General features: G+C 65.5%; 21 protein-coding genes. 4 read left to right on the top strand and 17 right to left on the bottom strand.

Annotation, left to right across the window (positions count from 1 at the left end):
* Nucleotides 1-370: 370 nt before the first annotated feature.
* The 4 genes from FNL56_RS28070 to FNL56_RS22590 all read right to left on the bottom strand — a co-directional run bounded on the left by FNL56_RS28070 (nt 371) and on the right by FNL56_RS22590 (nt 5,523).
* Entirely contained in the window at nt 371-1,141 is a 771-nt protein-coding gene (locus FNL56_RS28070; protein ID WP_210245431.1) for a hypothetical protein, read from the bottom strand.
* A 74-nt stretch (nt 1,142-1,215) separates the two neighbouring features.
* Entirely contained in the window at nt 1,216-2,544 is a 1,329-nt protein-coding gene (gene glcF / locus FNL56_RS22580; RefSeq protein WP_143575093.1) for a glycolate oxidase subunit GlcF, read from the bottom strand.
* Complete coding sequence (locus FNL56_RS22585) at nt 2,541-3,779, bottom strand: FAD-binding protein (RefSeq protein WP_143578298.1); 1,239 nt, start codon at nt 3,777-3,779, stop codon at nt 2,541-2,543. The genes glcF and FNL56_RS22585 overlap by 4 nt, the downstream gene beginning before the upstream one ends.
* Before the next feature lie 250 nt (nt 3,780-4,029).
* The gene (locus tag FNL56_RS22590; RefSeq protein WP_143575095.1) at nt 4,030-5,523 is read right to left on the bottom strand and encodes an FAD-linked oxidase C-terminal domain-containing protein; all 1,494 of its coding nucleotides are present in this window, start codon (nt 5,521-5,523) and stop codon (nt 4,030-4,032) included.
* A 198-nt stretch (nt 5,524-5,721) separates the two neighbouring features.
* Here FNL56_RS22590 and cycA point away from each other — a divergent pair, with 198 nt between their 5' ends.
* The gene (gene cycA, locus FNL56_RS22595) at nt 5,722-6,120 is read left to right on the top strand and encodes a cytochrome c-550 CycA (protein ID WP_143578300.1); all 399 of its coding nucleotides are present in this window, start codon (nt 5,722-5,724) and stop codon (nt 6,118-6,120) included.
* A gap of 178 nt (nt 6,121-6,298) precedes the next feature.
* Here the strand turns inward: cycA and FNL56_RS22600 are convergent, their stop codons facing one another.
* From FNL56_RS22600 to napE, 8 genes are all read right to left on the bottom strand, one after another.
* Nucleotides 6,299-6,973: a TetR/AcrR family transcriptional regulator gene (locus FNL56_RS22600; protein ID WP_143575097.1), complete on the bottom strand. Its 675-nt coding sequence runs from the start codon at nt 6,971-6,973 to the stop codon at nt 6,299-6,301.
* Nucleotides 6,974-7,128: 155 nt separating this feature from the next.
* Entirely contained in the window at nt 7,129-7,446 is a 318-nt protein-coding gene (locus FNL56_RS22605; RefSeq protein WP_143575098.1) for an AzlD family protein, read from the bottom strand.
* Nucleotides 7,443-8,189 carry an AzlC family ABC transporter permease gene (locus tag FNL56_RS22610; protein WP_143575099.1) on the bottom strand — a complete coding sequence of 249 codons (747 nt, stop codon included), beginning with the start codon at nt 8,187-8,189 and terminating at the stop codon, nt 7,443-7,445. Before FNL56_RS22610 ends, FNL56_RS22605 begins: the two co-directional genes overlap by 4 nt.
* A 100-nt stretch (nt 8,190-8,289) precedes the next feature.
* Nucleotides 8,290-8,922 (bottom strand): NapC/NirT family cytochrome c, encoded by a 633-nt coding sequence (locus tag FNL56_RS22615; protein ID WP_143575100.1) that lies wholly within the window; start codon nt 8,920-8,922, stop codon nt 8,290-8,292.
* Nucleotides 8,919-9,422 carry a nitrate reductase cytochrome c-type subunit gene (locus FNL56_RS22620; protein ID WP_441351247.1) on the bottom strand — a complete coding sequence of 168 codons (504 nt, stop codon included), beginning with the start codon at nt 9,420-9,422 and terminating at the stop codon, nt 8,919-8,921. The genes FNL56_RS22615 and FNL56_RS22620 overlap by 4 nt, the downstream gene beginning before the upstream one ends.
* Nucleotides 9,386-11,899: a nitrate reductase catalytic subunit NapA gene (gene napA / locus FNL56_RS22625; RefSeq protein WP_143575102.1), complete on the bottom strand. Its 2,514-nt coding sequence runs from the start codon at nt 11,897-11,899 to the stop codon at nt 9,386-9,388. Before napA ends, FNL56_RS22620 begins: the two co-directional genes overlap by 37 nt.
* An 18-nt stretch (nt 11,900-11,917) precedes the next feature.
* The gene (locus tag FNL56_RS22630) at nt 11,918-12,238 is read right to left on the bottom strand and encodes a chaperone NapD (protein WP_143575103.1); all 321 of its coding nucleotides are present in this window, start codon (nt 12,236-12,238) and stop codon (nt 11,918-11,920) included.
* A 24-nt stretch (nt 12,239-12,262) separates the two neighbouring features.
* Nucleotides 12,263-12,445 (bottom strand): periplasmic nitrate reductase, NapE protein, encoded by a 183-nt coding sequence (napE, locus tag FNL56_RS22635; RefSeq protein WP_143575104.1) that lies wholly within the window; start codon nt 12,443-12,445, stop codon nt 12,263-12,265.
* Between the two features lie 342 nt (nt 12,446-12,787).
* Between napE and FNL56_RS22640 the strand changes: the two genes are divergently transcribed.
* Complete coding sequence (locus FNL56_RS22640; RefSeq protein WP_143579197.1) at nt 12,788-15,211, top strand: TonB-dependent receptor; 2,424 nt, start codon at nt 12,788-12,790, stop codon at nt 15,209-15,211.
* 143 nt (nt 15,212-15,354) lie between these two features.
* Here FNL56_RS22640 and FNL56_RS22645 read toward each other — a convergent pair whose 3' ends face one another.
* Complete coding sequence (locus FNL56_RS22645) at nt 15,355-16,722, bottom strand: ATP-binding protein (RefSeq protein WP_143582388.1); 1,368 nt, start codon at nt 16,720-16,722, stop codon at nt 15,355-15,357.
* A gap of 108 nt (nt 16,723-16,830) precedes the next feature.
* Here FNL56_RS22645 and FNL56_RS22650 point away from each other — a divergent pair, with 108 nt between their 5' ends.
* Complete coding sequence (locus FNL56_RS22650) at nt 16,831-17,439, top strand: response regulator transcription factor (protein WP_143582389.1); 609 nt, start codon at nt 16,831-16,833, stop codon at nt 17,437-17,439.
* A 2-nt stretch (nt 17,440-17,441) separates the two neighbouring features.
* On the opposite strand, the gene FNL56_RS22655 is transcribed toward FNL56_RS22650, so the two are convergent.
* Nucleotides 17,442-18,653, bottom strand: a complete 1,212-nt coding sequence (locus FNL56_RS22655; protein ID WP_143575108.1) for a glycosyltransferase family 87 protein — start codon at nt 18,651-18,653, stop codon at nt 17,442-17,444.
* A gap of 229 nt (nt 18,654-18,882) precedes the next feature.
* On the opposite strand from FNL56_RS22655, the gene FNL56_RS22660 reads away from it, so the two are divergent.
* Nucleotides 18,883-20,253: a cytosine deaminase gene (locus FNL56_RS22660; RefSeq protein ID WP_143582390.1), complete on the top strand. Its 1,371-nt coding sequence runs from the start codon at nt 18,883-18,885 to the stop codon at nt 20,251-20,253.
* 116 nt (nt 20,254-20,369) lie between these two features.
* On the opposite strand, the gene ftsH is transcribed toward FNL56_RS22660, so the two are convergent.
* The 3 genes from ftsH to ybgF form a co-directional block, all read right to left on the bottom strand.
* Nucleotides 20,370-22,286 (bottom strand): ATP-dependent zinc metalloprotease FtsH, encoded by a 1,917-nt coding sequence (gene ftsH / locus FNL56_RS22665; protein WP_143575110.1) that lies wholly within the window; start codon nt 22,284-22,286, stop codon nt 20,370-20,372.
* A gap of 218 nt (nt 22,287-22,504) precedes the next feature.
* Nucleotides 22,505-23,530 (bottom strand): tRNA lysidine(34) synthetase TilS, encoded by a 1,026-nt coding sequence (tilS, locus tag FNL56_RS22670; protein WP_143575111.1) that lies wholly within the window; start codon nt 23,528-23,530, stop codon nt 22,505-22,507.
* Nucleotides 23,531-23,731: 201 nt separating this feature from the next.
* A complete protein-coding gene (gene ybgF, locus FNL56_RS22675) occupies nt 23,732-24,751 on the bottom strand; it encodes a tol-pal system protein YbgF (protein WP_143582391.1) in 1,020 nt (339 codons plus the stop codon).
* Between the last annotated feature and the right edge of the window lie 107 nt (nt 24,752-24,858).

Genomic DNA, 24,858 nt, shown 5'->3' on the forward strand with positions numbered 1-24,858 from the left:
GGGGCGCATTGCGTCGATGGAGAAGTTAAAAAAACGAGCATTTGCCGCCTTATTGGGCGTTCTGACGATTCCGTAAGAGGTTGTTCAGGGGTGTTGCTTAATCGTCACAAATTCCGAGATGCCTTAAAGAGAATACCGCAATAGGGAAATATCGGAAGACTAAACCCAGGGGGGCCGAGGCACCGTCGCGGTCAGGAGTACCCTGGCGAAGAAAGCCTGGACGCCATAAGGCGAATCGTTCGCCGGTCCCACCGGCGGTACGGCTGCCCTCCCCCGCCGAGCATCGGCTGCGCCCGTAATCCCCGAAATATAGAAGGCCGCAACGGACACGTTGCGGCCTTCGGTTCGTCAACACGTTCTGACGGGCGATCTACTTGGTGTCGTTGCGATCAACCAGATCCGCCGCATCGTCCGACGATTCGATCGGCGTGGTATCGCCGCTGGAATGGCCTTCTACGGGGGTGGGATCGGGCTCGGGCGCGGACCAGTCCGGCGCGTCGGCTTGTTCGGACGGCAATTCCGGGGCGGTCAGCGCGACTGGTTCCGGCTTCGGCTTGCGCGGGGCGCGGGCCTTCTTGGGCGGCTTCGGCGGCAGCGACACCGGCGGCAACGGCTCGGCCGGCGCAATCGGCGCCGTGCTGGTCATCAACTCGTCCGGCACGCTGATCGACGGCGACACCGCCTTCTTGGCGCGGGGCTTCTTCACCGCTGTCTTGGGAGATGTCTTGGGAGATGCCTTGGCAGATGTCTTGGCAGATGTCTTGGGAGCCGCCTTTTTTACCGCGACCTTCTTCGGCGCAGCCTTTTTCGCTCCAGATTTCTTGGGCGCAGATTTCTTGGGCGCAGATTTCTTCGGGGCCGCCTTGGCTGCCTTCTTGGCCGGGGCCTTCTTCGCCGTCTTCTTCACCGCTTTCTTCGCCGTCTTCTTGGCAGCTTTGGGGGTGGCCTTCTTAGCAGCCTTCTTCGGCGCTTTCTTCACGGCCTTCTTGGCAGCTTTCTTGGCGGACTTTTCGGCGGCCTTCTTCGGCGCCTTCTTTGCGGGCTTCTTGGAGGCCTTCTTCGCGGCCTTTGCCGCTAGCAGAAGCTTCTTCTTGTTTTTCTTGTCCTTCTTGTCCTTTTTGGATTTCTTGTCTTTCGCCATGTGGTCCTCCTGTTGGGGCGCCGACCGGGAGCGATCCAGCGTCTCGTCGTGTGCCGGCGCGCGACCGCGTTCGCTCAGTTCAATCCGGGCCCTATCAAACCTGGTCTTGGACCGCCAGTCGCCCAATCCAGCAGCTCGATCGTGTGCACGACCGGCACGCCGGTGCCGCCGGCGATCTGAACCATGCAGCCGATGTTGCCGGCGGCGATCAGGTCGGGCTTGAGCATCGCGATGTTGGCCACCTTGCGGTCACGCAATCGGCTCGCGATGTCAGGCTGGAGAATGTTGTACGTGCCCGCCGACCCGCAACATAAATGGCCTTCCGGTATATCTTTCACCACGAATCCGCTCTTGGAAAGCAATTCTTTGGGAGCCTGCGTGATTTTCTGCCCGTGCTGCAGCGAGCACGCCGAATGATAGGCCACGACGAGATCACTGCGGGTCTGCGGCGCAGGGAGGTTCATCTCGCTGACATATTCGCTGATATCCTTGGCGAGGGCCGACACCTTGGCTGCGGGACCGGCGAATTCGGGGTCCTCACGCAGCAGATATCCGTAGTCCTTGATCACCGTTCCACAGCCCGACGCCGTCACGAGGATCGCATCCAGCCCGCCGCGATCGGCCTCGCCCAGCCAGACACCGATATTGGCCCGCGCCATCGCCAGCGCCGCGTCGTCGCGCCCGAGATGATGGGTCAGCGCCCCGCAGCATTGCTCGTCCCGCACCAGCACCACCTCGATGCCGTGCCGCGTCAGCAGGCGGATGGCGGCCTGGTTGATGCGCGGCGCCAGCACCTGCTGGGCGCAGCCCTGCAGCAACGCCACGCGCCCGCGGCGCGTGCCCATGGCGGGATAGACGTTGCCGCCCTGCAGGACCGGCGCCGGCAGCGATGACGGCGCGATCTGCAGGATCGCCCGCAGCCGGCTCAGCAGGTTCGGATTGGCCTGGTTGTGCGTCGAGGGCAGCAGCGCCGCCAGCGGCCGGGCGAGCCGCGCCATCACCATGCTGGCCCGAAACAGTTTTGGCCGCGGCAGGATCATGGCCATCACGGATCGCAGTGCGCGTTCCGTGAATGGCCGCGTGTAATCCCGTTCGATCCGGACCCGCGCCTGATCGACCAGATGCATGTAGTTCACGCCGGACGGGCACGTCGTCATGCAGGACAGGCAGGACAGGCAGCGATCGATATGCTTGACCACCTCTCTGGTCGGCGGTTTGTCCTTCTCCAGCATCTCCTTGATCAGGTAGATGCGACCGCGCGGGCTGTCCAACTCGTCGCCGAGCAACACATAGGTCGGGCACGTCGCGGTGCAAAAGCCGCAATGTACGCAGGCGCGCAGGATCTTGTCGGCTTCGGCAAGATCGGGATTGGCAAGTTGCGTGAGCGTGAAGTCGGTTTTCATGCAAGAGGTCCGCGCGACATCCGGCCGCGATTGAGAATCGTTCTGGGATCGAAACTGTTCCGCACCCGCTCGCCCAGCGCCGCGAGGCCGGCGGCCTGCGGGTGAAACACATCGACAGCGAGACGCACCGCTTCCGCGGCGCGGATAAGCGTCGCGTGGCCGCCCGCGGCATCGACGAGCTTGCGCAAGGGCACGGCCTGCGCGTCGTCCGAGGGCGGCAGCGCGGCCCAGATCAGCCCGCCGCCCCAGTCGTAGAACACCTCGCCCTGTGACGCCCGGGCGATCGCCTGACCGAGCTGGCCGCCCGCGGCCGGCGGACAGACGATCCGCCACACCGGCCACATCGCCCGCGGCCCGTCGGCAGCGAACGGCACGGCATCGCGAATGCCGGCCCACAGCGCCGCCGACGCTGTGTCCTCGACGATCTCCGCCGTGCCATAGGCCGACAATGCCTCGGCCAGCGAGGCGGCGCGATGTTTCGCCGATACTGTGATGCCCTCGAGCCGCAGCAGCGTGACCGACTGGTCGGGAGCGGCCAGTTCGCCGAGTGGTGCTGGCGTGGTGCGCAGCACCGAACCGGGCAGATGCGCCGCGCCGGACACGTCGAACGGCGAGCCCAGCGCGGCGGTCATCGCCCGGTTGCCTTGGAGGTCGTCGAGCCCGCGCAGCACGAGCGTGCGTTCGCTTTCCGCCGACGGCATCACTTTCAGCGTGACCTCGGTCATGACCGCCAGCGTGCCCCACGAGCCCGCCAGCAGCTTGCACAGATCGTAGCCGGTGACGTTCTTCACCACCTTGCCGCCGGCCTTGAAGCTGTCGCCGAAGCCGGACACCGCATGCGCGCCGAGCAAATGGTCGCGCGCGCCGCCGGCCTGGATCCGCCGCGGCCCGGCAAGCCCGGCCGCGATCATGCCGCCGATTGTGCCGACATCCGCCGTGCCGAGCAGTCTTGAAGTGTTCATCGGCTCGAACGACAATTGCTGGTTCTTACTGTCGATCAGCGACAGCACATCGGCCATCGGCGCGCCGGCCTGCACGGTGAGAATCAGTTCGTTGGGCTCATAGGCGGTGATGGCGTTGAGCGCAGAGAGATCGAGTCGCGCATTGGTAGCGACGGGCCGCCCGATGCCGCGCTTGCTGCCATGGCCGACAATCTCCAGCGGCTGCTCGCCGGCAATCGCCGCGCGCACCGCGGTCTCGACGTCCTGGGCGTCGCGTACTTTCAGAATGTCCACGGTGTGATCTTCTTATTAGTTGAAAGCGAAATGCCGATAGCATCCCTCCCCCTTGCGGGGACGGCCGGCCGAACGGACGGCGATGCATAGCATCGTCGGGAGGGGAGGCCGGGGTGGGGGTGCCACAGGCGCCGTCGCCCGCGGCTACCCCCCTCCCCGACCCTCCCCCGCCTAGCGAAGCTTCGCTTCGCACGGGGGGGAGGGAGCACTGCGGCTGGCGCATCTCCGCTTTCCACTACAATACACATCCTCAAAACCGCGGCAATTCCGGAAACGCCAGCTGGCCGGCATGCACATGCATGCGACCGAGCTCGGCGCAGCGATGCAGCGTCGGAAACACCTTGCCGGGATTCAGCAGCCCCTGCGCATCGAACGCGCATTTGATGCGCTGCTGCTGGTTGAGGTCGATCTCGCTGAACATCTCCGGCATCAGGTCGCGCTTCTCGATGCCGACGCCGTGCTCGCCGGTCAGCACGCCGCCGACCTCGACGCACAATCGCAAGATGTCGGAACCGAAATCCTCGGCGCGCTGCAACTCGCCAGGCTTGTTGGCATCATACAATATCAACGGATGCAGATTGCCGTCGCCGGCGTGAAACACGTTGGCGACGCCGAGGCCGTATTTGACGGACAGCTCCTTCATGCGGCGCAAGACCAGAGGCAATGCCGCGCGCGGGATAGTGCCGTCCATGCACAGATAGTCCGGCGAAATCCGGCCGACCGCCGGAAACGCCGCCTTGCGGCCGGACCAGAACAACAGCCGCTGCTGCTCGGAAGTCGAAATCTGGCAGGTGGTCGAGCCGCAGCCCAGCGCGATCGCCTCGACGCGCGTGATCAGTTCATCGACCTCGACGCCCGGCCCGTCCAACTCTATGATCAGGAGTGCCTCGACATCGAGCGGATAGCCGGCATGGACGAAGGCTTCGGCGGCGTGGATCGCCGGCCGGTCCATCATCTCCATGCCGCCAGGAATGATGCCGGCCGTGATGATATCGGCGACGCACCGGCCCGCCTCCTCCACTTCGGCAAAGCCGATCATCAGCGCGCGCGCCGTCTCCGGCTTTTGCAGGATACGAACCGTGACTTCGGTGATGACGCCAAGCAGCCCTTCGGAGCCCGTGATGATACCGAGCAGATCATAGCCCGACGGCTCCGCCGCCTTGCCGCCAACCTTGATGATCTCGCCGTTCATCAGCACGATCTCGCAGCCGAGCAGATTATTGGTGGTCATGCCGTATTTCAGGCAGTGCACGCCGCCGGAATTCTCCGCGACATTGCCGCCGATCGAGCAGGCGATCTGCGACGACGGATCCGGCGCGTAATAAAAACCGGCATGCGCCACGGCCTGGCTGAGCGCGAGGTTGGTGACGCCGGGTTCGGTGATCACCGCGCGGTTGTCGAGATCGATCTCGCGGATCCGCTTGAACTTGCCTAGGCCAAGGAGCACCGCGTCGGCCAGCGGCAGCGCGCCGCCGCTCAATGAGGTGCCGGAGCCGCGCGGCACCACCTTGATGCCATGGTCGAAGCAGTAGCGCAGTACTTTGGAAACCTGCTCGGTGGTGTCAGGCAGCACCACCACCATCGGCGGCTGGCGATAGGCCATCAGCCCGTCGGACTCATAGGGCAGCATCTCGGCGGCGCTGGAGATCACGCCCTCGCCCGGAACAATCTTGCGCAGTGCAGCAACGATCGTCTCGCGGCGCGCCAGCACCGCCTGATCCGCCGCGGGCATCATTATCGTCATGTCGTCACTCCCGCGAGAGCCATCCGTGTCGCTGGCGGCCCTGATTGTGCTGAATCAAAGCATGTCTGGAGCGCTTTGGGTAGCGCACGAAAGCATGGCGGCATCGGCCCCGGTTCCCGTGATTATCGGCCTTGTGCCCGATGCGGGCTGCATGCGACAAGCGCCGCTCGGGACAGCCAACAGACAGAAGAGCCATCCATGAAGAACATCCTCCGTGCTTTGATCATCGGCGCCGCGACCGCCGCCGCAACCTCCTCCGCTTTGGCGCAGGACGTCGCCGCCGGCAAGTCTTCCTTCAACAAGTGCCTGGCCTGCCATGCGATCGGCGAAGGGGCCAAGAACAAGGTCGGTCCGGAACTGAACGGCCTCGACGGCCGCAAGTCGGGCACCGTCGAGGGCTATTCCTACTCGGCCGCCAACAAGGATTCCGGCATCACCTGGAACGAGGCGCAGTTCAAGGAATACATCAAGGATCCCAAGGCCAAGATCCCCGGAACCAAGATGGCGTTCGCCGGCATCAAGAAGGAAACTGAGATCAACGACCTCTGGGCATTCCTCGCGCAGTACGACAAGGACGGCAAGGTAAAGGCGCAGTAGTCGCGACAACTACACGCCGGCCGTCGTGTTCTGTCCCCTCCCCCCTTGTGGGGGAGGGTGGCGCGAAGCGCCGGGAGAGGGGGAGCCACAGGGGACGTCGCTTGTGGCACCCCTCCCCGACCCTCCCCCGCAAGGGGGGAGGGAGCACTTCTGACTTCGCCTAGAATTTGAGAAGTACTTAAGCCCCTGCCGCCATGCGCGTCGGCAGCACGGCTTGCACGACCAGGCCTCTGGCGCGGGCGTCCATCACGCCGACGGCGCGCAGCGCCAGCAGCGTCACGGTCTGCACCGCATCGCGCAATTTGGCCTGATCGTCGAGATTGTCCGGGGCCATCGGCCCGACCAGGGCTTCATGCAACGCACCGAGCAAGGCGGCTGCGGCCAGCGCCGTATCCTGCGCCGGCAGATGGCCGGCGCGGATCGCCGCGGCAATGCGCAGTTCGATCTCGCCGGCGATCTCGCGGCGGCTGGCGAGGCGCGATTCGGTGACATCGACCTCGACCGGCTCGGCCAGAATCCCCCACGACAATTTGCGGTGCGACACTACATGCACGGCGACGGTGGTTACCGCCGCGGCCAGCGCCGAAGATGGCCCCGGTGCGGCATCGGCGGCACGGCGGATCGCCGCGAGTTCGTCGCGCGAGACGTCGGCAATCAGTTCGGAGATCAGGTCGGCCTTGGACGGAAAATAGCGATACACCGTGCCGGCCGCGACATTGGCGCGGATCGCCACCGGGGCGATCTGCACCGCGGCCATGCCGCCATCGGCGCAGGTGTCGCGCGCTGCCGCCAGAATGGCGCTGCGCCGCGCTGCCAAGCGTTTCACCACCTGGGTCGTCCGCCGATAAACCATGCGCGTTTCTTCCCCCGGACGCCCCCGGCCCGGCCACAGGGCCCGGGCGAGAAGGTGCACGGCTTCAAGGTTTTACGTGAGATTGCAGGCCCTCACAGATAAGAACTGAACACTAGTTCAGAGATTTTGACAAGTCGTTTCGCGCAACGCCCTCGTCAGCCGCCGAAGCCGGCCGCCCGCGCCAGCGCAGCCACCGCCATACCGGTGATCACGGCGATGAAATCGTTGCGCCGGATGATGGTCACGGCCATCGCGGCGAGGATGGCGAACATCACCACCGCCCCGCCATTGACCGCCACCGGGAGTGCTGCGGCGACGATGATCGAGCCCGGCAGCGCGTCCAGCATGCGGCGCACCCGCGGCGTGACGTTGACATAGCCCATCAGCCAGTAGCCGCCGAGCCGGGACGCCACCGTCACCGCGGTCATGACGGCAAACGCTATCATCACGTCGCTGCGCAAAAACTCGCTCATGGGGCCGCCCCCGCGTGAGGATGCGGCATCGGCTCCTCCATCAGCCCGGCGGTAATAGCGCCCGACACGGCGCCGGCGATGATGAACCACCAGCCCGGCAGCACATAATGCACCGCCAGCGCGACCACGCCGGACACCGCCCAGGGGATCGCGCGCCGCGCCCCCTTCCAGGCCGGCACCAGCATCGCCGCATAGAACGCCGGCATTACCAGGTCGACGCCGTATTTGCGGGGATCGGTGAGCTGTTCCGCGAGCAGGAAACCGGGGATCGCCGAGAACAGCCAGACGAAGTACAGCACGATGCCGCCGCCGACATAGAAGGCGGCATCGGCGCCGCCATGGTCGCGGTAGCGCATCGCGGCCAGCCAGCCGCCGTCGGTGACCAGCAGCATTGAAGGATAGGCCTGCCATGCCGGCAACGTGCCGAACCACGGCCGCAGCGTCGCGCTCATCAGCATGAAGCGGACATTGACGGTGAAGGTGAGCAGCGCCAGCGTCGCGATCGAGGACGGCGTCAGCCGGTCAGGCCACGACTGCACCGCAACAAACTGCGACAGCCCGCCATAGACCGTGGCCATCATCACCTCGACCTCTACAAGCGAAAAATGCTTCTGGGCGCACAGTGCGCCAAAGGCCATGCCGAACGCCAGCGTGCCTGGCAGCATCGGGCCGATCGCGACGATGCCCGGCACGATCGCCGCCGTTGACCAGTAGGCTGGAGCCTTGGTGATTCCCGTATGCATGGTCGATCCGCCTTTGCCCGCATGGGTGCGGTCTGGCGGCGGCGCGGTCAAGATGCCCCGGACTCATGCGGCCATGCGCGGGCGCTTTATCGCCCCCGGCCTACTGCCAGCCGGGAACGCCCTTCATGTCCGGCAGATGATGCGCAATGCCCTTGTGGCAATCGATGCAGGTCTTCTCGCCGGTGAACAGGAAGCGCTGATGCGCCACCGAGGCGCGCGGCGACTGCTTGGTGATATCCATCGAGGCGGCGCTATGGCAGTTGCGGCATTCCAGCGAGTCATTGGCCTTGAAGCGCGCCCATTCGTGCAGCGCCAGTTCGAGCCGGTGTTCGTTGAACTTGTCCGACGTGTCGATGGTACCGAACAATTTGGCCCAGACTTCCTTGGAGGCCTGCATCTTGCGCGCGATCTTGTCAGTCCAGTTATGCGGCACGTGGCAATCCGGACAGCTCGCGCGCACGCCAGATCGGTTGGAAAAATGCACCGTCGGCTTCAGTTCGGCGAACACGTTGTCGCGCATCTCGTGGCAGCCGGTGCAGAATTTCTCGGTGTTGGTGATTTCCAGCGCGGTATTGAAGCCGCCCCAGAACACCACGCCGGCGATGAAGCCGGCGAGCACCAGCACGCCGAGCCCGAATACCGAGCTAGGTCGCCGCAGCACGTCCCACAATTCGACAATGAAGCCCCATGCCCGCGCCCGCCGGGAGCGGCGCGGCGGTACGATGTCAGTCATCGCTTGCCTCCGGGCGAGGCGTGGTTCAACAGCGAATCGATGTCGCGGAATTCATTGACCACCGGCGGCTTCGCGGTGCTCTGCGGCACGTGGCATTCGGCACAGAAGAAACGGCGCGGCGAGACCGAGGCCAGAAACTGCCCGTCGCGATCCATGAAGTGGGTGATGCTGACCATCGGCGCCTGCGACTCGCCGGTGCGGGCACGGGCGTGGCACGACAGGCACTTGTTGCCATTGAGATCGATCTGGTAGCCCTCGGTGGTATGCGGGATCACCGGCGGCTGTTCGGGATAGGCGCGCACTTCCCTTTCCGCAGAGTTTCGCAGCGGCAGCAATGGCGGCGCGGGGCCCTCCTGATCGAGCGGCGTGGCGCCGCGCAGCCCGGAATTGACGGTTTGCGCGACCAGCGAGGTCGAGGCGGCGGCGAGCAGGATCGCCAGCGCCAGCAGGACAGGTTTTCCGATCATGTGCTTTGCACCTTCTCGATGCGAACGGCGCATTTCTTGTAGTCGGTCTGCAGCGAGATCGGATCGGTGGCGTCCAGCGTCACCTTGTTGATCAACTGCGCCTCGTCGAACCACGGCACGAACACGACGCCGCGTGGCGGCTTGTTGCGGCCGCGCGTCTCGACCCGCGTGCGGATGAAGCCACGCCGCGACTGCACCTTGATCTCGTCGCCGCGCCGCAGCTTGGCGGCCAGCGCGTCGTCGGGATGCATGAAGCAGACGGCTTCGGGGAACGCCTTGTAGAGTTCGGGCACGCGGCGCGTCATGGTGCCGGAATGCCAATGTTCGAGCACGCGGCCGGTCGACAGCCAGAACGGATAGTCGGCGTCGGGCGATTCCGCCGGCGGCTCGTAGGGCAGCGCGAAGATGCGCGCGCGACCGTCAGGAAAGCCATAGAACTCGACGCCCTTGCCCTGCTTCACGTAAGGGTCGCGCCCCTCGCGGAAGCGCCAGAGCGTTTCCTGGCCATTGACCACCGGCCAGCGCAGCCCGCGCACCTGGTGATAGGTGTCGAACGGCGCAAGATCATGTCCGTGGCCGCGGCCAAAGCTCGCATATTCCTCGAACAGGCCCTTGTGAACGTAGAAGCCGAACGCCTTGGATTCGTCGTTCTGGTAGCCGGCCTCGATATCGGACAGCGGAAACGCATCGACCTGGCCGTTTTTGTACAGCACGTCGAACATGGTCTTGCCGCGATATTCCGGCTTCTTAGCCAGCAGCTCCTCCGGCCAGACTTCCTCGATCTTGAAGCGCTTGGAGAATTCCATCAGCTGCCACAGATCGGATTTCGACTCGCCCGGCGCCGACACCAGCTGGTGCCAGAAATGCGTACGCCGTTCGGCATTGCCATAGGCGCCCTCCTTCTCCACCCACATCGCTGTCGGCAGGATCAGGTCGGCAGCCAGCGCCGTCACCGAGGGATAGGCGTCGGAGACGACGATGAAATTGTCCGGATTGCGGTAGCCGAGATACGTCTCCTCGTTGCTATTGGCGCCGGCCTGCAGATTGTTGTTGACCTGCACCCAGTAGGCGTTGAGCAAACCGTCCTTCAGCATGCGGTTCTGCAGCACCGCGTGATAGCCCGGCTTGTCGGGAATGGTGCCTTCCGGCAACTTCCAGATCTGCTCGGTCTTGTCGCGATGCGCCTTGTTGGTCACCACCATGTCGGCGGGCAGCCGGTGCGAGAAGGTGCCGACCTCGCGCGCGGTGCCGCAGGCCGAGGGCTGGCCGGTCAGCGAGAACGGGCTGTTGCCGGGCTCGGAGATCTTTCCGGTCAACAGATGGATGTTGTAGATCAGATTATTGCACCAGACGCCGCGGGTGTGCTGGTTGAAGCCCATGGTCCAGAACGACACCACCTTGACCTTGGGATCGGCATAGAGCTCGGCCATCGCCTGCAGCCGGGTCAGCGGCACGCCGGTCATTTCGGCGGCCTTCTCCAGCGTGAAGTCGGAGACGAACTTGACGTAGTCGTCATAGCTCATGTCGGTGGCGTCGCCCGCCTTGGCGCGGCCGGTGGCCTTCTTCTCCAGCGGATGCTCGGGCCGCAGGCCGTAGCCGATGTCGGTCTGGCCGCGCTTGAACAACGTGTGGCGATCGACGAAGTCCTTGTTCACGCGCCCCGTCGTGACAATATAGTTGGCGATCGCGTTGAGCAGATACAGGTCGGTGTGCGGCTTGAACACCATGCCGATGTCGGCGAGATCGAACGAGCGATGTTCGAAGGTCGACAGCACCGCGACCTTGACATGCGGCGCGCTTAGCCGGCGATCGGCGACGCGGGTCCACAGGATCGGGTGCATCTCCGCCATGTTGGAGCCCCACAGCACGAAGGCATCGGCGGCCTCGATATCGTCGTAGCAGCCCATCGGCTCGTCGATGCCGAAGGTCCGCATGAAGCCGACAGCGGCGGAAGCCATGCAGTGCCGTGCGTTGGGGTCGATGTTGTTGGTGCGGAAGCCGGCCTTCATCAGCTTGACGGCGGCATAGCCCTCCCACACCGTCCACTGGCCGGAGCCGAACATGCCGACCCCGCTCGGGCCGCGCTTCTTCAGCGCCGCCTTGAACTTCTCGGCCATGACGTCGAAGGCTTCATCCCACGACACCGGCGTGAACTCGCCGTTCTTGTCATATTTGCCGGCCGTCTTGCGCAGCATCGGATGCGTCAGCCGGTCCTGGCCGTACATGACCTTGGAAAGGAAGTAGCCCTTGACGCAGTTGAGGCCGCGATTGACCTCCGACTTGATATCGCCGTGGGTGGCGACTACGCGATTTTCCTTGGTCGCCACCATGACGCTGCAGCCGGTGCCGCAGAAACGACATGGCGCCTTGTCCCATTTCAACTCGCTTTCGCTGCGCACCGTGGTGAGGTTGGCGGCGAGCGCCGGCACGGACATGCCGCCGGCCAGCGCGGCCATCGCGGCGGCCTCCAGCTTCAGGACCTGGCGTCGGTCGAGGTTCGGTGTGGTCATGATATCTTCTCCAACGCCTCAGGCGGCGCCGATGGCGTGAAACACCAGCGAGGCCGAGTAGATGTCGGGCAGCGCCGTGATGGTGTTGAGGGTCGATCCGATCGCGCCGGCGTCCGGCACGTCGATGACCACCACCAGCTTGCCCTTGGGGTCTCGGCCGTGAATCTCGCAGCCGGGCAGCGCGAGGATTGCCGCCTCGACCGCGGCGAGATTTTCCGGCCGGGCCTGTACCAGGATGCTGGCGATTTCGCCACCGGGCGGCGTGACGACGCGGTTCGGGTTGAGAAGTTGTCCCCTTATCAGGGAGCGGCGATCGATATCGGTCTGCTGCTTGCGCACGGGCTTGTTCCCTTGTTGTTGACGCTAATGCGCGGCTGGCGGACCGGGCGGTCCGGAGATCATCTGGTAGATCCAGACCGAAAGCCCGTAGCTGCCGACGGTAGCCACCGCGAGCGCCGGCATCAGCACCACGGTGAGAAACAAGAACGCAAAGACTTCCATGCGCCGGCGGCGCACGTGTCCCGTGTCGCGGCCTGTGGCGGACATGAGGGGGATCTCGTATATGAAGATGGGGGATTTGCCGGCTTCAGGGCCGGCGCCTGCCTGAAATATAGGCCGATGCACAGCCACCTTGCTTGATCCACATCAAACATGAGCCAGCAACAGGCAACGCACGAGGAACCCCCGCCGCCGTCCGCCATTTGTTGACCTCGCGTTTCCTCGCGCTGCAACAACCGCGGCGAGGCGCGGTCGGGAATTCTTCCCGATCGGCACGCCAAACATTCCCGCCCCCCGCACCGGTATTTCCATTGCGAAAGCAGAACGCGTCCCGCAGGATTTGATCCAACGCGCGGCAAGCGCGATGGGAAAAAATCGGGGAGCGCAGCAATGGGCATTCGGTTTTTATCACTAGCGCGACGTGCCCTGCTGTCCGCCGGAGCCCTGCTCATCGCCGTGCCCGCCGCCGCGCAGGAGCAATTGCCCGAGATCCAGGTGATCTCCAACACGCCGATCCAGGGACCCGGCATCGACCGCGACAAGATTCCGTCGCTGACCTCGACCGTCACCGCCGAGGATTTCCAGCGCAGTACTTCGCAGAATGTCACGGACACGCTGTTCCAGCGCGTGCCCGGCGTGTCGCTGTCCGACCCCAACGGCAACGGTGCGCAGCAGGAGATCCGCTACCGCGGCTTTGCCGCCTCGCCCCTGCAGGGTACGCCGCAGGGCCTCGCGGTCTACATGAACGGCATCCGGCTCAACGAATCCTTCGGCGACACCGTGAACTGGGACCTGATCCCCACCAATGCGATAGCGCGCGCCGACATCTTCACCAATAATCCGGTGTTCGGCCTCAACGCGCTGGGCGGCGCGATCAGCCTGCAGACCAAGAACGGTTTCACCTATCAGGGCCTTGAGGTCGAAGGCCAGGGTGGTTCGTTCGGCCGCGGCCAGGGCGGGTTGCAATACGGCGCGGAGATGGGCAATTGGGGCGTCTACATCGCCGCCCAGGGCCTGACCGACGACGGCTGGCGCCGACAATCGCCGGCGAAGCTCGGGCGCTTCTTTGGCGACATCGGCTGGCGCGACGACCGCGCCGAACTACATTTCTATGGCGCGGTGTCGTCGAGTTCGTTCGGCGTGGCGGCAGCGACGCCGGTGCAATTGCTAGCGCTCGGCCGCGATCAGATCTACACGACGCCGCAGACCACCGATAACAAGATGGCGCTGGTCGGCGTCAACGGCAAGTACGCCGTCACCGACACATGGTCGCTGCAGGGCAATCTGTATGGCCGGTTCTTTCGGCAGGACCACGTCGATGGCAACGCCGCTGAGGTCGAACGCTGTAGCAATTCTTCGTCGTTCGCCGGCCGCCTGTGCCTTGAGGACGACGGCTTTCCGCGCCCGGCGCCGTTCACCGGCGCGGCGGCACTCGCCTTCCGAAACCAGTTCGCGATCCTCAATGCCGCGAACCAGCCGATCCCCTGCCCGCCCGGCGCCGGCAACACCTGCGCAACGGTCCCCTATGGCACGATCGATCGCACCAATACGAAGTCCGACACCTATGGCGGTTCGCTGCAGGCGACCAACGACGACAAGATTTTCGGCCACGGCAACCACTTCGTAGTCGGCGGCAGCGTCGACCGCGGCGCGACCAATTTTGCCGCGACCTCGACGCTCGGCTTCATCAATCCTGACCTCGCGATCACGGTCAATCCGGCGATCCCAGGCAACGGCTCGGTCATACATACGCTCGGCAATGTCGGTTACACGCCGGTGACGATCGACACCACCAACACCTATTACGGCCTCTACGTCACCGACACTTTCGATATTACCGACAAGTTTGCCGCGACCGCCGGCGGCCGCTACAACGTCGCCAGGATCGGCATCCGCGACGTGCTCGGCACCAGCCCCGACCTCAACGGCGATCACTCCTTTTCGCGCTTCAACCCGGTGGTCGGCCTGACCTACAAGATCGCGCCGTGGATCACCGTCTATGGCGGATATTCAGAATCCAACCGCGCGCCGACGCCGCTCGAGCTCGGCTGCTCCAATCCGGCCAAGCCCTGCTTGCTGGAAAACTTCCTGGTATCCGACCCACCGCTGCAGCAGGTCGTCGGCCACACCTATGAAGCCGGCCTGCGCGGCACGTCGCCATTCGCCGACGGCCGTCTCGAATGGAAGGCGGGCTGGTTCCGCACCGACAGCAAGAACGATATCGTCAGCCTGGCCTCGTTCATCCAGGGCCGCGGCTATTACCAGAACGTCCCGGAGACGCGGCGCCAGGGCATCGAGCTTGGAGCGGAGTACAAGTCGCAGCGCTGGCTGGCCTATGCCGGCTACAGCTATATCGACGCCACCTATCGCTTCGACGGCGACCTCGCCTCGCCGAACAATCCGTTAGCCGACGCCAGCGGCAACGTCCGCGTCACCTCCGGCAACCGCATTCCCGGCATCCCGCAGCACCAGTTCAAGGCCGGTCTCGATTACTGGATCACGCCGCAATGGAAGCTCGGCGGCGACGTCGTCGCGGTGGGGAAGCGGCTCTATGTCGGGGACGACGGCAACCAGAACCCGCTGCTGCCGTCCTATGCGGTCGTCAATCTGCACACTTCGTTCGAGGTGAGCCGCAACGTCACTTTGTTCGGCGTCGTCAACAACCTGTTCAACAAGCAATATTCACTGTTCGGCACCTATTTCGGGCCCGATGGCACGGCCAAGGCGGGCCTGCCCATCGCGCTGACCGACCAGCGCACCGAAGTGCCGGGGTCGCCATTCGCGATCTACGGCGGCATACGGGTGAGGCTGTAGCGGCGACCCACGCGCCGCGACGACCCATCCGCGAAGACTGGCGGCCCGGTTTTGAGACGGCCGGGCCGCCTGTTTGTACGTAGCCGGATGCCAATCCGGGGCCGGCCCATCACATGACGCAGTCCCGGATTGCGTCGCCGCCGCTAAGCGTCGCCGACTTCATCCAGGCTACGCATGGACCGACGCTCCGTCGGAATCATCGCCTGCACCACTACGCCCTGCTCCGCCGAGATCACCTTCACCGTGCCTCCCAGCGCCAGCACGCGCTCGCGCATGCCGGTGAGGCCGAAACCGAGGCGGTGGTCGGCGCCGAGGCCGCCGCCATCGTCCTGCACCCGCACCGACACCGCATCCACGCCGGGCGAAATCGTCACAATAACGCGGGTGGCGCCGGCATGACGGAACACGTTGGTCAGTGCCTCCTGCACCACGCGGTAGATCGTCAGTTCGACGGTGTCGTTGATCGCGCCGAGGATGGGCGCCAGGTGCATCTCCACGGCAACATCGGGATGTGCCTCGCGCCACCAGCGCAGCAGCGCGCCCAGCGCCTCGCGCAACCCCAATTCGCTCAACCCCGCCGGACGCAGCCGCTCCAGCACGCGGCGATTGAGCTGCTGCAACTGCATGAGTTGCGCCAGCATCGCCTCGCCATGGCTGCGGATCGCCGCGACATCCGGCGCGGCCGATCCCGCGATGCGCAGCAACGCGCTGCCATGCGCGCGCAGCGCAAACAGGAACGGCCCGAATTCGTCGTGCGGCTCCCTTGCAATCTCGCGGCGCTCCTCGTCCTGCAGCGATACCACCCGCTCGGCCAACTGGCGCTTGTCCTCGACCGCCTCGCCGAGTGCGGCTGCCAGATGATTCACGCGCACGCAGATATCGGCCAGTTCGGGCGAGCCTGCGGGGGTAACCCGGATCGCGTAGTCGCCGCCTTCAATGGTCCGCATCGCATCGGCGATCTGCCGCAACGGCGCCAGCGCCCGGCGGACCACCAGCACGGTGATCGCGAACAGCGCCAGAGCGATGGCCAGCCCGAGTTCGATCTGCGTCACGATGCCGTTCCAGATCTCCGCCATTTCATCGACCGGATCGGACGCGATCAGCAGCGCGCCGAGCGAGCGGCCGTTCACGACCACCGGCACTCTCTCCGACGTCTGTTCCGGATGCACCATTCGCACGAACCATGACGGCGGCGCCGTTACTGCGTCGCGGCGCGGCGCGACGACAGCCGGCTTACCGCCTTCCGTTTCATGAGTGATCCTGACATGGCGCAGCCGGCCGAGATCGCCGACGATCCGCGCCAGCCGCACGTCCGGATCCGGCGCATCTCCGAGATCGACCACCAGCACCGCGATCAGTTCGTGCGCCAGCCGGACCACGCTGCGATCCTCCGCGGCTACGCGCGGAGCTGCCTCCAGCACGAGACGGCCGACATTGATCAGCAGCCCGGCTGTCAGCACCAGCGCCAGCAACAAGGTCAACCGGGCTTGCAACGAAAGAATGCTCCACATCGGGTTTCGCCGCTCTGCAACATGTAGATCCATTGACAGCAAAGTGTAGCAACGTTCTACTTGCGCGAGCAGATGACGCCAACCGGAATGTATCCGCGAATGGGTTCGATGCGTATCCTGATTGTCGATGACCATCCGATCGTCGCCTCCGGCTGCCGCGCGCTGCTGGCCGGCGATGGCGACATCGAGGTGGTCGAGGCGGCCGATGCCGACGCCGGCGAAGCCGCTTTCGTCGCGCAGCCGCCCGACATCTGTGTGCTCGATATCAACCTGCCCGGCGTCTCCGGCTTCGAGCTGGCGCGGCGGCTGCTGGCGCGCGACGCCGACGCGAAGCTCATCATGTTCAGCATGAATGACGATCCCGCCTTCGCGGTGCGGGCGATCGGGGCCGGCGCGAAGGGCTATGTTTCAAAATCCGGCGATCCACAGGATCTGGTCGATGCGATCCGCGAGGTCGGCCGCGGCGGCGTCTATCTGGCGCCGGCCACCGCGCGCAGCATCGCCTTCGCCAGGCTCGACGACCGGCTCGGCAAGCTGAGCACCCGCGAGATCGAGATCCTGCGCCTGCTTGCCGCCGGCAAGAGCCTCACCGAAATCGCCTGGCTGGTGCACGCCTCCTACAAGACAATCGCCAACACCTCCTCGATGATGCGCCACAAGCTCGGCCTGCGCACCCCCGCCGAACTGGTGCGGCTGGCGATCGAACATCGGCTGTAGAGTTAGCTTTCGGGCGCGAAACGGCTCGCCAGCGCCCGGCCCTGCCATAATCCGCAACGCCGTGCGATCAGCGCCGCCACGATCAGCGTCGCGAAAAAGCCGGTCGGCGCGCCGACCGCGGGAAACGCGATCAGCAGTACCGCCGCAACGCCGAGCCCCGGCAGTTCATAGCGCGCAAACCCCTCGGCCAGTCCGACGCGGACGATGAATCCGGCTGCGATCGCCAGCACCATCACGTCGTACAGAAACAGATACGGCGTCACCAGCAGCGTGCCGGTGGCCAGCGCCGCGGCCTTCCATTCGTAACGCACGCGGCTGCGCCACAGCACCACCAGCAGCCCGGCAACCGCCGCGTTCATGATCCACTGGAACGTCCAACCGAGCGCCTCGCTGCCGCCGAAGTAGCGTACCAGGGCAAAAATGCTCTGCAACTTGCCCCAAGGCGCAAGGCCATCGGTGAGGAAGGCCTGCGAGAACATCGGCATCCAGTGGAAGAAGGCTTGCCAGCTCTCGGTGCCATAAGCGAGCCACGACACGCCGGCCAGCAGCACCGTGGTCACGCCGGCCGCGACGAACACCCGCCACTGCATCGCGGCAATCAGCACCAGCGGAAACAGCAGGCCATATTGAGGCTTGTAGCTCAACAGCCCGAGGCAGATGCCGGCCCATACCGGCCGGCTCGGCAGCAGCAGCAACACGCCGCCAATCAGCGAGGCGGTGAGAAAGCCGTTCTGCCCGACCAGCGTATTGGTCAGCACCACCGGGAAGGCCGCCGCCAGCAGCCACCCGAACGGCCGCCCGACGATGGCGCGCATCACCACGAGATAAGGCAGGAAGCTGACCGCGGCCCAACCGGCAAACGCCAGCCGGTAGGGCAGCCGCGCCAGCTGTTCGGCAATCATCAGGAACGGCGGTGGATAGTGCCAGGCGAAGTTGCCGGGATAGTCTTGCCCGAGTACGCCGAGCTGGAGCTGCTTCTGGATCGCCCAGTCCCACGCTTGCGCCGGATGGCCGTCGAGCGCGAGCTTGCCGGCCGACCAGACGTTGATGAAGTCGGTCGGCAGGTTGAAGCGGCTGTCGTCGAAGATCCAGCCGCGGCCATAGAACGCCGCGAAGAACGCCGCATGCAGCACCGCCAGCAGAAAGCAGACATTGACGAGCGGCTTGGGAAGCGCCGTGTCGTTAGGTACCGGAGCCAGAACTTCTGCCGTCATCGGCCATTCCCCATACGCTTGCGCGCCGAGCATGCCATTACCGGCGTTGAGGAAGATTTAAATGCCAGGCCAGATAGCCGAAATGGGTGAAGCGGGTCTGGGCGAGGGCTTCATCGACGGCGAGGTCTGTGGCGTCATGCTTGGCTGAACGGCGCATCCTCGCTACGTTGCAGGCAGCGCGCGGCATAGGCCCGCATTTCCCGCAGACGTACAAAGGTTTTGCGTCATTATGACAGTTCCGTTCGCCGACATCGCGTGGCCCGATAAGTCACGCTATTGGCTTACTTCTGCACGCGTGCCTGCGTGTCTTTTAGCCGATCGAAGCCTGCCTGGATTTTACGATACCGAAGGCGTCGCGCGCGCCGATCTCCTGATCGAAGACGGCAAGATCGCGCGCATCGTTGCGGCCGGTGTGGCGGATACGGATGGCGCCCGCGTCGATCTCGGCGGTCGGCAGGTGTGGCCGACCCTGATCGACATGCATACGCATCTCGACAAGGGCCATTCGGTCGAACGCAGCCCCAACATCGACGGCACCTTCAACAATGCGCGGCTCGGCGCCACCGCCGACCGGCCGAACTGGACGGTGGCGGATTTGCGCCGCCGCATCGACTTCGGGCTGCGCTGCGCAGAAGCGCATGGCGTGTCCGCGATCCGGACCCATCTCGACACCTATCCCGACAGCGCCGAGCGAAGCTGGACGGTGCTGCGCGAGATGCGGAGCGAGTGGGCCGGCCGGGTCGACCTGCAGATGGTGTCGCTGTGCCCGCTGGAAACGCTGATGGACGGCTTCGGCGACCGGATTGCGGCGATTGTCAGCGAATCCGGCGGGCTGATCGGCGGCGTCACGCGACCGGCGGTTGGCAGCCATGGCGCACCGGGCGCCGACATCGAGGCGCAGCTCGACCGGCTGTTCGCGCTGGCCATCCGGCACGACCTCGACATCGACCTGCACGTCGACGAGACCGGCGACCGGACGGCAGCCTCGCTGCCTCATATCGCCCGCGCGGCGCTGCGACACGGTTACAAGGGCCGCGTGGTGTGCGGGCATTGCTGCAGCCTCGCCTTGCAGGACGACAGCGAGATCGACCGCACGCTCGACCTGCTGGCGGCGGCGGAGATTGCGATCGTCACGCTGCCGACGGTGAACATGTATCTGCAGGGCCGCCAGCCCGGGCGCACGCCGCGCTGGCGCGGCGTCACCGTGGTGCACGAGATGCTGGCGCGCGGCATCCGCGTCGCCGCCGCCGGCGACAATTGCCGCGACAGTTTCTACGCCTATGGCGACCATGACATGGTCGATACGTTTCGGCAGGCGGTGCGTATCCTGCATGTCGATCATCCGCTGGCGCAGGCGCCCTCGCTGGTCGGCGCGATGCCCTCGGCCATCACCGGATTCGGCAACCACGGGCAGATCGCAGAAGGCGCCGCGGCACGGCTGATCGTGTTCAACGCGCGGACCATCAACGAGATCGTCAGCCGCCCGCAGGCCGACCGCGTGGTGCCCGCCCACGGGCGGCGGCTGACGGCGGCGGCGCCGGATTATTCCGAGCTATGGCCTTACGACGAGACCGCGCGAAGCACGATTCCGCGCGGCTGAACAGGACGTCGGGCGCGCTTCTCGTCTTCTGCCAGCGCGCGCCACGTACCCGGCGGGCCATGCCCACAAAAAACGCGGCCTTGCGGCCGCGTTTTGCAATCGTCGATGCGTCGAACTTACGCCTGCGGCTGCGGCTCCAGGCCGGCGTCGGGGCGCGGACGCGGCTTGCCGGCGGGCGGCACCGCGGAGGTGCGCGGGCCAGTCGGCTCGAGCACGGATTCGCGGTTCGGCTTCTTGCCGTTCAAGAGATCGGTGATCTCGTCGCCCGACAGCGTCTCGAACTCGAGCAGGCCCTTGGCGAGGGCTTCGAGGTCGGCGCGCTTCTCGGTCAGGATCTTGGTGGCCTCGTTGTAGCCCTCCTCGACCAGACGGCGGATTTCGCTGTCGATCTTCTGCACGGTGGCTTCCGACGCGTTCTGGGTGCGCGACACCGACATCCCCAGGAACACTTCATCCTGGTTCTCGCCATACGACACGGTGCCGAGTTCTTCCGACAGGCCCCAGCGCGTCACCATCATGCGGGCCAGGCGCGTGGCCTGCTCGATATCGGAGGACGCACCCGAGGTGACCTTGTTGCGGCCGAAGATTAGCTCTTCGGCGACGCGGCCGCCCATCATGATGGCGAGGCGCGAGGTCATCTGCTCCAGCGACATCGACAGCTTGTCGCGTTCCGGCAGCTGCATCACCATGCCCAGCGCACGGCCGCGCGGGATGATGGTCGCCTTGTGGATCGGGTCGGTGGCGATGACGTTGAGGCCGACGATGGCGTGACCGCCCTCGTGATAGGCCGTCAGCATCTTCTCTTCCTCGGTCATGACCAGCGACTTGCGCTCGGCGCCCATCATCACCTTGTCCTTGGCCTCTTCGAACTCGCTCTGCGTCACCATGCGCTTGTTGCGGCGCGCGGCGGTCAGAGCGGCTTCGTTGACCAGGTTCATCAGGTCGGCGCCGGAGAAGCCCGGGGTGCCGCGTGCGATGGTCTTGAGGTTGATATCCGGCGCCAGCGGCACCTTGCGGACGTGAACCTTGAGGATCTGCTCGCGGCCGACGACATCCGGATTCGGCACCACGACCTGGCGGTCGAAGCGGCCGGGACGCAGCAGAGCGGGATCCAGCACGTCCGGACGGTTGGTCGCGGCGATCAGGATCACGCCTTCATTGGCCTCGAAGCCGTCCATCTCGACCAGCAACTGGTTGAGGGTCTGCTCGCGCTCGTCATTGCCGCCGCCGAGACCGGCGCCACGATGACGACCGACCGCGTCGATTTCGTCGATGAAGATGATGCAAGGCGCGTTCTTCTTGGCCTGCTCGAACATGTCGCGGACGCGGGAGGCGCCGACGCCGACGAACATTTCAACGAAGTCGGAACCCGAGATGGTGAAGAACGGCACGTTGGCTTCGCCGGCGACCGCACGCGCGATCAGCGTCTTGCCGGTACCGGGAGGGCCGACCAACAGCACGCCGCGCGGAATGCGACCGCCGAGGCGCTGATACTTGCCGGGGTCGCGCAGGAATTCGACGATCTCCTGCAGGTCTTGCTTGGCTTCATCGACACCGGCGACGTCTTCAAATGTGACGCGGCCATGGGCCTCCGTCAGCATCTTGGCGCGCGACTTTCCAAAACCCATCGCCTTGCCGGCGCCGCCCTGCATCTGACGGGACAGGAAGATCCACACGCCGATCAGCGCGATGAACGGCAGCCAGGAGACCAGCAGCGAGACGAACCACGGCACGTTGTCGCCGGGCGGCTTGGCGGTGATCGAGACCTTGCCGTCATACAGGCGCTTCACCAGCGTCGGGTCGGAAGGCGCGTAGGTCTGGAAGCTGGAACCGTTGGTGAAGGTGCCGTGAATCTCCGGCCCCTGGATCACGACGTCGCGGACCTTGTTCTGATCGACCTCGCTCAACAGTTGCGAGAACGAGATGTCCTGCGAGGCGGCGCGTTGTCCCGGATTTTGGAACAGCGTGAACAGCGCCAGCAACAACAAAACGATAATGACCCAGAGGGCGAAATTGCGCAGGTTCGCGTTCATCGATCTTCCTTCGTCGCCGCGCGGATCGCGGCCGTATTCCCTTGGGTCGCCTCAAGGGAATTACCCTGGGTCGGTTGGATACAATCTAGGTGCGACAGAGCGCGCTGCCAAGGGAACCAGACTGGACTATTTAACGCATGTAGCCCGGCATCCGGTTTAAATCATGGCGGTCACGCCGCCGTGGTTAAGCCATTGGCCGGCCGGGCCGTTGCTTTGGATCAATCCCGGCGCCGGCGCCGCGGCGCGGGATCGATTCGCAGCCGGTCGTGGGAGAGCGTAATCAACGCACCAGCCAGCGTTTGCTTCAACCGGATACCTTTGTTTGCCGCCAGCATGGCCCGATCGATCGCGGCCAGCAGCGCCTCGGCCTGCCCGAGGCCGGCCGGGCCCTCATGTCCGACCCGGCCGATCATCCGCAGCAGCAGGCGAAGACGGACTTCCTCGGTCAGACCAGCGAAGCCGCAGGCGTCGATGCCGGGCCGGGCGGCACCGCTTCTCAGCGCCAGGAATTGTTCGGCGCCGTCGACCAGCCCTTCCAGCGCGACATTGGCGCGGGCCAGCCGCGTCGCCAGCCGCGCCAGATTGCGCGAATCAAAACCCTCGGCGGCGAGCTTCGGCATCAGCGCGCGCCAGCGCGGCCGGGTGAAGTGCGGATCCTGGTTGGTCGGGTCCTCGGCAAATCCGACCTTCGCCTTCGCCAGCGTCGCGATCAGCCGGGCCTTGGGCACGCCCAGAAACGGGCGCGCCAGCACCACGCCGTCGAGCCGCGTTTGCCGCGCCATCGCCGCAAGTCCGGCCAGTCCGCTGCCGCGCGCCATCCGCATCAGCAGGGTTTCGGCCTGGTCGTCGCGGGTGTGCGCGGTCAGGATATGCGTTGCCTTGTGCCGTTTGGCGGCCCTGGCCAGCAATCGGTAGCGGGCCTCGCGGGCCGCGGCGGGCAGTCCGGCCGACGGCTTGGCGCCGGTCCAGCGCAAGGTGCGATGCGGGATATCGAGCGACGCCGCCAGTCTCCTGACGTCGCGGGCCTCACGCGCCGCTTCAGGCCGCAGACCATGGTCGAGCGTGACCGCCAGCAGCGCCGGCCCGCGTTTCAACGCGCGTCGCCAGCGCGCAGCCAGCCACAGCAGCGCGACCGAATCCGGTCCGCCGGACACGGCCAGGATCAGTGCCGGAGCGGATTGCCAGTCGGCGAATAGCTGCTTCGCTTCGCGGGCCGGGATGGGCGATGAGTCGTCGTCTCGCATCGGAAGGCCATGTTGTGTCACCTCTCCCCGTTGGGGGGAGGTCGGATTGCATAGCAATCCGGGTGAGGGGGCTAAGCGCCACCGATAGGCCGGTGCCCCCTCACCCCAGCCCTCTCCCCCCGCGCGAAGCGAAGCTTCGCTAGAGGGGAGAGGGAGCGCACCGCCAGTGCGTCGCGGCAGCTCAAATGCAAGAATCAAACCCTAGCACTTAACGCGCTTCTGCTCGCGGTCTACCGCGGTCTTCACGCTGCCTGAGGCGCGCGGATATTTCCGCAGCACTTCGCCGAAGGCGGCGCAGGCCGCCTCTTTTTCCTTCAGCGCCGCCAGCGACTGCCCGAGCCGCAGCAGCGCGTCCGGCGCCTTGGCCGACGTATCGAACTTGGTGGTGACCCCCAAAAAAGCCTCGGCGGCGTCGCGATACTTCTGGCGCTGGAAGAAGCTTTCGCCGAGCCAATATTGCGAATCCGCGAGCTGCGGGTCGGTCGGATATTTCTGCGCGAAGTTGCGCATGGTCTCTTCGGCCAGCGCGTAATCACGACGCTGCATGTAGCCGATGCCGAGATCGAATTCGTCCTTGGGCGTGCTGCCGGGCGGCAGCGTCGTGAGGCCCGCGCCGGCTGCGGCCGGCGCGGCATTGTCGAGCGGCAGAGGCTCCCCTGCCCCGCGGGCGTTGGGCATCGCCGCCGGCGCGGTGGACGGTATCGGCTGCCCGCCGCCGCCCAACGCGCGCGGCACGCCCGGCGCATTCGGATTGGCATTGGGATCGAAGGCATCGTTGCGCCGTCCGCCGCGCTGCGGCGGCGCGGGGTCTTGCACGACCGGCGCGGCGGCAGCGACCGGCGGCTGCGGATCATAGACCTGCGGCTGCAGCGGCTGCTGGCGCGCCGGCGCGGCCTGCACAGGCGCGGCCTGCACGGGGGCTGCGGCGACGTTGGGACGCGCGCCCGCCGGCGGCGCGCCGGCCTGCAACTGGCGCAACTGCTCCTCGAGCTGGCGGTTGCGGAACTGGAGCTCTTCGTTCTGCCCGGTGAGTTTCCGCAGCTGGCTCTGCAGCCGCTCGATCTGCATCCCCTGATCGGCATCGTCGTCGCCCGACTGCTGGCTGTAGTCCGGCTGACGCGGCGCCGGTTGACCGAACAACTGCGCGGACACAGGCGAAGCGGTCACGAGTACAAGGGAGAAGAACGCAGCGCCGGCGAACCAATGAGATCTGGATGACATGTGTGCCTGAGAATGATTGGTTTCACGCCCCATCGGCGCGCATCACGATGAGAATTTCACTACGCCGAAAATGTGTCTTCCGACAGCGGCAAAGCCGCCGCATCAAA

The sequence above is a fragment of the Tardiphaga sp. vice304 genome, assembly GCF_007018905.1.
GTDB lineage: Bacteria > Pseudomonadota > Alphaproteobacteria > Rhizobiales > Xanthobacteraceae > Tardiphaga.